Raw genomic sequence first — 8,627 nt, 5'->3', positions numbered from 1 at the left:
CCGCCTGGTCATCGACGGTCACGGACTCGGTCACGGTGTCAGTCACTTGATGTCTCTTCCATGATCATCAATTACACCGGTGAGCGTACAGACCCTTTACCCGGGCCCACCGCGTGCTGATCCTCGTGGTTGTCGCTGGTGCCGTCATCATCGCCGGTATCGGCTTCGCCGGCTCGTACGCGGCTGTCCGTGAGCTTGCCATCAAGAAGGGCTTCGGGAACTTCTCGTACGTGTTCCCGGTCGGCATCGACGCGGGCATCTGTGTCCTCCTCGCGCTGGACCTCCTGCTGACCTGGATCCGCATCCCCTTCCCGCTGCTGCGTCAGACGGCGTGGCTGCTGACGGCGGCGACGATCGCGTTCAACGGTGCCGCCGCCTGGCCGGATCCGCTGGGCGTGGGCATGCACGCGGTGATCCCGATCCTGTTCGTGGTCGCGGTCGAGGCAGCCCGGCACGCGATCGGCCGGATCGCCGACATCACGGCGGACAAGCACATGGAGGGCGTCCGTCTCACCCGGTGGCTGCTCTCTCCGGTGCCGACGTTCCTGCTGTGGCGCCGTATGAAGCTGTGGGAGCTGCGCTCCTACGAAGAGGTGATCAAGCTGGAGCAGGAACGTCTCGTCTACCAAGCGAGCCTGCGCTCCCGCTACGGCCGCGGCTGGCGCAGGAAGGCTCCGGTGGAGTCCCTGATGCCGCTGCGCCTGGCCCGCTACGGGGTTCCCCTCGCCGAGACTGCGCCCGCAGGGCTGGCCGCCGCGGGCATTGATGAGCCGCCGATCGCGTTCACCAGCGAACGGGCCCCGGTCCTTGTGGCCGCGCCGGGCGCTGCGCTGGAAGGCGGTGACCGCGATGGGGCAGCAGGCACGCATCCCGTCGAGTCGGCGCCCGGGACGGCCACGGCCCGGCCCTCGGCTGAAGAGCCGAACCCGCCAGCGCAGGCAGCGGCGATACCGAAGGAGACCGAGGCGCTCGGCGAGGCCTACCGCGCATGGCTGTCCAACTTCCAGGTCGAACCCACCGCTGCCCAGTTCGCGCTCTGGATCCACGACAACTTGGGTATCGGCACCGGCCTTGGCGAGCCGCTGTCGGATGAACAGGTGCAGCCCCTGCTCGAGGTCCTCAAGGAGCGCTACGGAACCGAGATGCCGGACGACGCCGAAACCCCTGCGGATAGTCCGCAGCAGCAGGTCGGTGATGAGTTTTCATGGGAGGACTACTTCCACAGCGCCTGGGTCGCCTACACGCAGGAGCACGGCGGTCAGCCCAGCGCGGCCGCGCTCGCCGCGTATGTGTACGAGCGCGACGGCATCACCAATGCGGCCGGGAGCCCAATCACCGGCGAGGACCTGGAGGCATTCGTTACCCGCTTCCGGGAGCGCACGCTCGGGAGCGAGTCGGTGAACCAGGACGCCAACGGCGCGATGGCCGGTCCGGTGGACCAGGGCGCCGTGCGGACGGCATCTTCGTACGCCGACGAGCCGCTGGCGACGCCGGCGCGCGCTGAGGAGCCGGTGACGACGCCCACCGCATCGGCAGCTGAGGTACCCCTGCCCGTCAACCTGACACAGCCGCAAACCGTGCACGATCTCGTCCCCAGCTCGTCTGCGAGTGTGTCCGCGGGCAGTGAGGCCACCGCCCGGCTGCCGGAACAAGCGGCCCGGGAACAGGATCTGGATCCGATCCAGCAGCAGATCGCTCAGGTGGCCGGATGGCTGGCCGAGGCTGAGGAGGCCGGTAAGAAGCTCTCCGGGTCCGAGGTAGGCCGGCGGCTGGGCGTGGCCGAGCGGACAGGCCGGCGACGGCTGACGGAGGCCGAGAAGTATCTGTCGGAGCAGCGACGCCAGCAGGCCCGGTCACACCTGCGGTCGGTCAACGACCGATGACCGACCCTGGGCCGTGGCCGATGCCGCCGGTGTGAGCGCAGCGGCCACGCCTCGACCCCTCATGGCCGATCGGTGGCCGGTGGCCGACCGGGCCGTGACCGGCCCCGGCCACCGATCGGCCACGCGGCCGACCAGGCCCGATGCCGTAGCCGACAGACGGTGGCCGGTGGCCGATCCTGGCTCCATCGGTCACCGGCCAGTGGCCGGGCACCCCGAAATCGGCCACCCGTCCGGCGCCGCGATGACCGGGTACAGGGAGAGGCCGCCGTGCGGGCGGCTGGTGGGGCAAGGGGTTGGGTATCCGGCAGACCGGGGTATCCGGTCGTGCTCAGAGCGGATACCCGCAGCTTGAGGGACAACGGTCTGCGACCGCGTTCGACAGGCGTGGCCCGATCGGGAGCTGTGACGCTCGAGGCGGGTGGCATCCCGCGGTGGCCGGGCGGGACGGCGTGGCCGGTGTGGCCACTTCCAGCGGCCACAGCCGGCGAACAGTCGGCCACGGCGCCGGGGCGAGTCGCCGGTGCCGTGGCCGGGGTCAGATTCTGGCGCGGAGTTGGTCGAGGACGGCGAGGGTCTCGTCGTCGAGTTCGAGTTCGTTGTTCTCGGTGAACTCCTCCAGCCAGGTGGCGGCGCGCTCCAGCGCCTCGTAGTCGCCGATCGCCGCGTAGGCCTGAAAGAGGATGCGGTGCAGGGATTCGACGGCGGGGGCAACCTCCAGGCCCTTGGTGGCCGCCCAGAGAGCGCCGCGCGGGTCGTGGGCGGCCAGGCGGCGCTCGGCCAGGATCTCCGCCGCGTCCACGATCTCCATGGTCATCACAAGGGCAAGATGCTCGGCCCACTTGTAGCGGCGTCGGTCGGTGGAGGAGAACGGCCGGCCGCGTACGAGTTCCAGGGCGCGACGCAGCGCCAAGTCCGCGTTGGCTGTGTTTTGGTCCTTCCCGGCCTGGGTGAGGTGTTGGAAGTCGTGCCAGTCGCAGCCGACAGAGGAGGCGATGCTGTAGCGGCTGTTCGCGGTCTTCAGCAGCGGGATGTACGGCTGGCCGTCGGTGTCACGGCCGAGCCAGGTCCGCGTCCTGGAGACCACCGCGTTGCGGTACTTGAGACTGACCTCGTCGCGGTCGGGCCACAGGGCCTCGTCCAGGGCGCGGTGGTCCAGGGCCGCGGCATGGTGGCCGGGGTGGAGGACGAGCCAGACGGCGAGTTCGGTGTAAGTGCGCTGGCGCTTCTTTTCGGTGAGGGTTCCACGGGCGCCGACGACGTCGACCGGTCCCAGCACACGGACCACCGGGTTCGGCGTTTCCGCTCCTCCTGTCTCCAGATCCGTCTCCGGTGAGGCGGTGGCGGACGCGGTCTCGGGTAGTGCGGGTGCGGGGAGGACATCGGCGGGCAGACGGATGCTCACCGTCCTGTTCGGCGCCTGCTGTGCGGGAACTGGGCTTGGGGGAGCCGATGGAGCCTGGCCGGGCTTGTCCAGGGCGACGCCTGGACCTTCGCTGGGTGCGGCGTGGTGAGGCGGGGTGGGAAGGGGGGCGGCCGGGCTGTCGTTGCCCTGGCCCTGGCCGCCCTCGCCGGCCTGCTGATCCGCACGGTCGTCGTGGTCGTAGTCCTCGTCTTCTTCTTCGTCATGGAAGGTGGCGAACTGGGCGAGCAGATTCGGCACACGCTCCGGACCGGACGTGGCCGTCGCGTGACGGTCAGAGGGCGCGGCCACAGGGGAATCACCGTCGTCGGTGCCCTCATCGGTCTCGAAGACGGGCCTGTGCGCGGCAGAGAGTTCCGGCTCGGGAGCGGGGCTGTCCTCGGCGCGGCTGATGGCGAGGGTCTCCAGCGCGTAGGTGTAGTGCTCGTCGGACAGTGCCTGCAATGTGCAGTGGATATCCACGCCGTCGAGCGGCAGCCGGACGGCGCCGGCGTCCTCGGCGTGAAGCGTCCAGGAGCTGCTCACACGGGTGCCGGGGGGAAGAGGGCCGGTGGTGAGGACGGCGGTGGCAGTGCGCGGCTCGTCGGCGATGACATGGAGCAGGTCCTCGAGCCCGTCTGCGTCACCGCCCTCGAGGACCTGGGCGATGACCAGAGCGGGTGTCCAGGCCGCGGCGGTGTCGACGCCGGTGCGGGCATGGCGCACCGTGGCTGTGTCGAGCAGAGCCAGGGCGCGCTGTTGTTCGCTGTGGTGGGCGCGCAGTGCTACGGCGGCCTCGGACGGGCTGGCGCTCTCGGTGACCCGTTCGCCGAGTTCCTCGGCGAGGCCGGGTGCGACGGTGTCGTCGGCCAGGGCCAGGTCGAGGTGATGGGTGAACTCGCTGGTCGCCAGTTCCAGGGCGAGCGTGCGCAGAACCGGGACGGCGGCCGGCCCGGACAGGTGCAGGTGTCCGACGTGCTCGAGGTCGATGAGGACCAGGCGGCCGTCGCCGTCCCAGCCGAGGCTGACCAGGGCCGGATAGGGCTCCTCGATGTCGCCGGTCGCCTCGGCCGGGAGGAGTTCGCCGGTGTTGGTGGGGCAGGACCAGCGGGCGAGCTGGTCCGGGGCAGCGGTGAACGGCGCCACAGGCGCGGCTGGTTCGGCCAGGTGCAGCGTGATGTCGCGGTCGCCGAGGACGATGGCCTCGATGTCGGGCAGCTCGCGGTCTGCGTCGGCGAGATGGACGGCCATGGTGCGCAGGACCGGCTCGAGTACCGCGGTGTCGATGACGGCCTCGGTGACGCGCAGGGCGTGCTCGACACGGGCTGCATCACCCTGAGGGAGGGGAATGTGGTGGCCGCGACGGCGCCGGCGGAGCTGGGTGATGCGCCGGTAGGCGAGGAAGGACAGGAACCCGGTCGCCAGGACGCCGGTGGCCATCAACCCGAAAACCCCAGCCTGCCGTCCATGGTCTGTACTGGCTGAGGGTGAAGCTGACGATGCGGCCGGGGTGGGCGAGTCGGGTGTACTGGGGGTGCTGGTCGCCGAGGTCGTGGGGGAGTGCGGCGCAGCAGACTGTCCATCCGGCGTACGGGAAGCAGTGGCAGATGGAGAAGGCGCCGTGGTGGCGCTCGGCTCCGGTGTGGCGGTTTGCGAAGTGGCGGAGGCGGCCGCGGATGGGCTGGCGGTCTGCTTCTTTTCCGGTGTCGCAGCCTTCTTGCCCTGGGCGGCCGACCCGCCGCTGGCGTGGTCGTTCTCGTGCTGGGAGTGCTGGTCCTGCTGTTGGTCAGGGGTGGCGCTCTGCTCCGGGCTGGTGCTGTCGGCGGGCAGGGTGAGGCGCTGTCCCGGATAGATCAGGTCCGGGTCGGTGAAGTGGTGGCCGTACGGCTGCTCTTCGCCCTTGTTCGCCTCGAACAGCAGGGTCCACTTGGCGGCGTCACCCTCCTGTTTCTCGGCGATGCCGGTCAGGTTGTCGCCGGACTTGACCGTGTATTCGCGTGGGGCTGCCGTGTCGGCGTCGTGCGAGGGCTGGGCTTGCTCGCTGGCGCTGAGCTGGGTGTGCATGCCGTCCTGCGCGGCCGTGTTCTCGGCCGTCGTGGGTGAAGCGGCGACGGGGACGAGGACGGTGGTTCCCTCGGGAAGGATCGTGTCGGTCGGCAGCTGCGGGTTAAGGTGCTGTAGTTCCGGATAGCGCAGTCCGTCGCCGAGGTACTGCTCGGCCAGATCCCACCAGGTGGTGCCGTCCTTCCCGACGGTGTGCTCGGCGAGCATCGTTGCCTGGTCGTCGCGGTGGACGGGAGTGGCTGCCCGGCCCGCAGGGGAGGGGGCGGCTGTGGAAGAGGCGGAGGCCGCTTGCCTGTCGATGCCGTGGGCGGGGGTGGCTGCCGCAGTGTGGGGGGCGTGCGGGGCGGTCGCGGCGACGGCGGGGGTGGCGGCGCTGGCCGCGGCGGCGGGGGAGGCGAGCAGGATGCTGCCGAGGAGGAAGCCGGCCAGGCGCTGTCCGGTGGCCATGCCGGGCAGCCGCGGCGTGGTGCGGCGGACCGCCACCGCGCCGATCTCCAGGAGGACCGGGATCGCCAGCCACAGCCAGGTGATCCACGCCGTGATGGTGAGCAGGATCATCAGCCCGGAGCCGTCGTCCTGGCGCATCACCGCGTCGTGCACGCCGTCCCAGGTGGGCAGCGTGCCGGGCAGGGTGCCGATCGTCACCAGCATCCAGGGGACGCCGACGAGGAGGAGGGTGAGGACGGCGAGTGCACACAGGCCCCGCACCACGGCGAGCGGCCACGTCAGCGCACGGCGCGGGCGGTGTTGGGTGTGGGGCATGAGGGTCAGCCTCCGGCCTGGTGAAGGAGGGTAGCGGTGCCGTGTCCGGTCACAGGGATGTGCGCGAATCCGACGAGCGACGCGAAGTAGGGGCGGTAGGTGTCGTGGACGGTGACGCTCAGCGTCTGCCCGTCGGCCGCGACACTCACGTCGCCGTCGACACCGTGGTCGGCGAGGTAGGAGCGGGCGGCCGCCTGGGCGGCGTCAGGATCGACCACGATCGCCTCGCCGGTGATTGCCTGGCTCGGATCGATCTGCTGGGCGCCGGCCCGGGCCGCTTCCTGGGCGAGGTAGTCGGCGCGTGAGTCGGCGTCCAGGGCGGCCCCGCCGTCGATGACGAGACCGACGACGAGGAAGGCGATGATGACGATCCCGGCGTAGAACAGCTCCAACTGGCCCCGGTCCCGCCGGCCCTGGTCTCGCTTGGTCCGGAGCGCGGCGATACGTCGCCAGCGGGTCCTCACGAGTTCCCCCGGGTGGCCCACGTGTCTACTGCGGACGTCATCGACCCTGTGAGCGTCTTGGATCCGCCCAGGCCCGGGACCGCCAGTTCGGACAGCGGCGCCGTGCACGAAACGGTCGCCGTCACGGTCGCGGCCTGGCCGACGGGGGCGGACAGGCCGCGGGTGTCCAGGACGACGCTGATGCTGGCGCAGTGCAGCCCGGAGCGCGCCAGACTGGCCTCCGCCGCATCGCGTGCCGCGGACTCGCCGCCGGCCGGGTCGGCGGAGATGGAGGCGGTGCGGGCGGCGTCCCGGGCGGCAGCGTCCGCCGCACTCTGCGCGTTGACGATCCGGCCGCACGCGATGAGCAGACCGAGCAGCACCAGCACGACGGGCACGAAGATCGCCGTGGTCAGGGATGCCCCGCCCCGGTCTCCCCACTCCGGTTGGGGGCGAGTGTGCCAGCTCATGGGCGAAACCGCTCCTTCGGTGCCTGGACGCGCTGGTCGACGTGCCCGTCCCAGCCGGGCACCAGATTGATGACGCTGCCCTGGACCTCGACGCTGACCTGGTTGCCGTTGTCCTCGACCTGGACCGACGCGTCGGACAGGGACCCGCCCATGCGGGCGAGGAAGTCGCGGGCAGCTTTCTGCCCCGCGCCGGGAGCCGCGTTGTAGGCGCGCTGGGCGTCCAGGGCCTGCTGCGCGGCATGGTGCGCGACCGAGCGTCCGTGGAAGTAGACGCCGCCCTGGATCAGGGCGAACAGCATGAGGAAGGCCAGCGGCACGACCATCGACAGCTCGAGGGCCATCGCTCCGCGGTCCTCACGCAGCCGCTCCCGTATCCGGGCGCGCCAGCTGGGCGGTGGCACGGGGAAGAGTCGGGGCAGTCTCATCTCAGAAGCCGGCGATCTGGGCGACCTTCTCCGCGATCTTGGTGTTCGCCGCGGCGTAGACCACCATGATCAGAGAGCCGGTCAGCGCCAGTCCGACGGCCCACTCGAACGCGGTGAACCCGGCGTCCGATCTCGCCTCGACGCGGACGCGGGCGAAGTGCCGCCGGATCGGGCCCAGAAGGTGAGCGATGCGCTTACGCGTGCGGTGCACGGGAATTTCCTTTCGATTGAGCTTGCGGTCCACAGCCGGGCAGGCAGGGGGCCGATCAGAACGCCATGATCCGGATAACGGCGGGGGCCAGCAGGAACGTCGCCATCAAGAACACGATGGCCAGAGAGGGCAGGCTCATCTTCTCGGTGGCCTCGTTCGCCTGCCCCTTCCGGTCGGCCAGCAGCGCCCGCCGCACGGCGACGGCCTGGGCCTCCAACTGGTTGAACACGGCGGCGTGTTCCTTGCCAGCCAAAGCCAGCGCAGCTGCGGGGCGGGACAGTTCGGGCACGCCGATCTCCTCGCCGAGGGTGCGCAGGGCGCTCCACACACTGATGCCGGCGAGCTGGGCGTGCTCCACGGTGTCCCTGATCCGGGCCTCCACCACACCCTCGCCGGGCGCGACTGCGCGCATCAGGGCCTCGGGGGCACCGGCGTCCGAGTTGCGTGCCAGCGCGATCCGCTCCAGCAGGGACGCTGCGTAGTACTGCCAGGTGCGGCGTGCCTTCTTGGCCTTGTCCCGCACATCGTCGAGGCACTTGAAGACCATGAACGCCGCGAATGCCAGTCCGGCCAGCAGCGACACCAGAAGCGGCCAGCTCACCCCCATCAGCGAGGCGATGAACAAGAACCACTGCGGGAGCAGCATCCCGACCATGGCGTACAGGGCGCATCGCCCCAGCAGCGAGGCGGGTGACAGCTCCAGCAGTGCCAGGTCGCGCGCGGGCAGCCGCGAGACGAATGTGTCGGTCTCCATCAGCCGGGTGCCGAGCCGGTCCGCCCACAGGGCAGCACCGCCTTGCCCTTCGGACGCTGGTGTGCGGACGGGGGCGTACGTGTCGGGCTGGTGGGTGCGGCGCAGCACTTCGGCCAGCGGCGTGGGGGGGGGGGGCCGGGGCGGCCCCCCCCCCCCCCCCCCCCACCCCCCCCCCCCCCCCCCCCCCCACGCCCGGGCGGAGCAGGACCACAACCA

The 8,627-nt window shown here is 70.9% G+C and carries 6 protein-coding genes and 1 pseudogene; 1 reads left to right on the top strand and 6 read right to left on the bottom strand.

The genetic code is table 11. The features are described 5' to 3' along the window. Nucleotides 1-125: 125 nt before the first annotated feature. A pseudogene (locus AB0L75_RS43510) lies at nucleotides 126-767 on the top strand (DUF2637 domain-containing protein); the annotation flags it as partial. Nucleotides 768-2,418: 1,651 nt separating this feature from the next. Here the strand turns inward: AB0L75_RS43510 and AB0L75_RS43505 are convergent. Genes AB0L75_RS43505 through AB0L75_RS43480 form a run of 6 tightly spaced genes read right to left on the bottom strand, consistent with a single transcriptional unit; the run spans nucleotide 2,419 to nucleotide 8,519 of the window. Further along, a complete protein-coding gene (locus AB0L75_RS43505) occupies nucleotides 2,419-6,108 on the bottom strand; it encodes a LysM peptidoglycan-binding domain-containing protein (RefSeq protein WP_365191838.1) in 3,690 nt (1,229 codons plus the stop codon). 5 nt (nucleotides 6,109-6,113) lie between these two features. Further along, nucleotides 6,114-6,572 (bottom strand): pilus assembly protein TadG-related protein, encoded by a 459-nt coding sequence (locus AB0L75_RS43500; RefSeq protein WP_365191837.1) that lies wholly within the window; start codon nucleotides 6,570-6,572, stop codon nucleotides 6,114-6,116. Then, complete coding sequence (locus AB0L75_RS43495) at nucleotides 6,569-7,021, bottom strand: TadE/TadG family type IV pilus assembly protein (RefSeq protein ID WP_365191836.1); 453 nt, start codon at nucleotides 7,019-7,021, stop codon at nucleotides 6,569-6,571. Before AB0L75_RS43495 ends, AB0L75_RS43500 begins: the two co-directional genes overlap by 4 nt. Beyond that, the gene (locus AB0L75_RS43490; RefSeq protein WP_365191835.1) at nucleotides 7,018-7,446 is read right to left on the bottom strand and encodes a TadE/TadG family type IV pilus assembly protein; all 429 of its coding nucleotides are present in this window, start codon (nucleotides 7,444-7,446) and stop codon (nucleotides 7,018-7,020) included. The genes AB0L75_RS43495 and AB0L75_RS43490 overlap by 4 nt, the downstream gene beginning before the upstream one ends. A gap of 1 nt (nucleotide 7,447) precedes the next feature. Beyond that, complete coding sequence (locus AB0L75_RS43485) at nucleotides 7,448-7,657, bottom strand: hypothetical protein (protein ID WP_365191834.1); 210 nt, start codon at nucleotides 7,655-7,657, stop codon at nucleotides 7,448-7,450. A gap of 55 nt (nucleotides 7,658-7,712) precedes the next feature. Further along, nucleotides 7,713-8,519 (bottom strand): hypothetical protein, encoded by an 807-nt coding sequence (locus tag AB0L75_RS43480; RefSeq protein ID WP_365191833.1) that lies wholly within the window; start codon nucleotides 8,517-8,519, stop codon nucleotides 7,713-7,715. Between the last annotated feature and the right edge of the window lie 108 nt (nucleotides 8,520-8,627).

This window comes from Streptomyces sp. NPDC052101, from assembly GCF_040680235.1.
Classification (GTDB): domain Bacteria; phylum Actinomycetota; class Actinomycetes; order Streptomycetales; family Streptomycetaceae; genus Streptomyces.
Note: the sequence above shows the minus strand (reverse complement) of the source record. Positions and strands in the feature narration are given on the sequence as shown.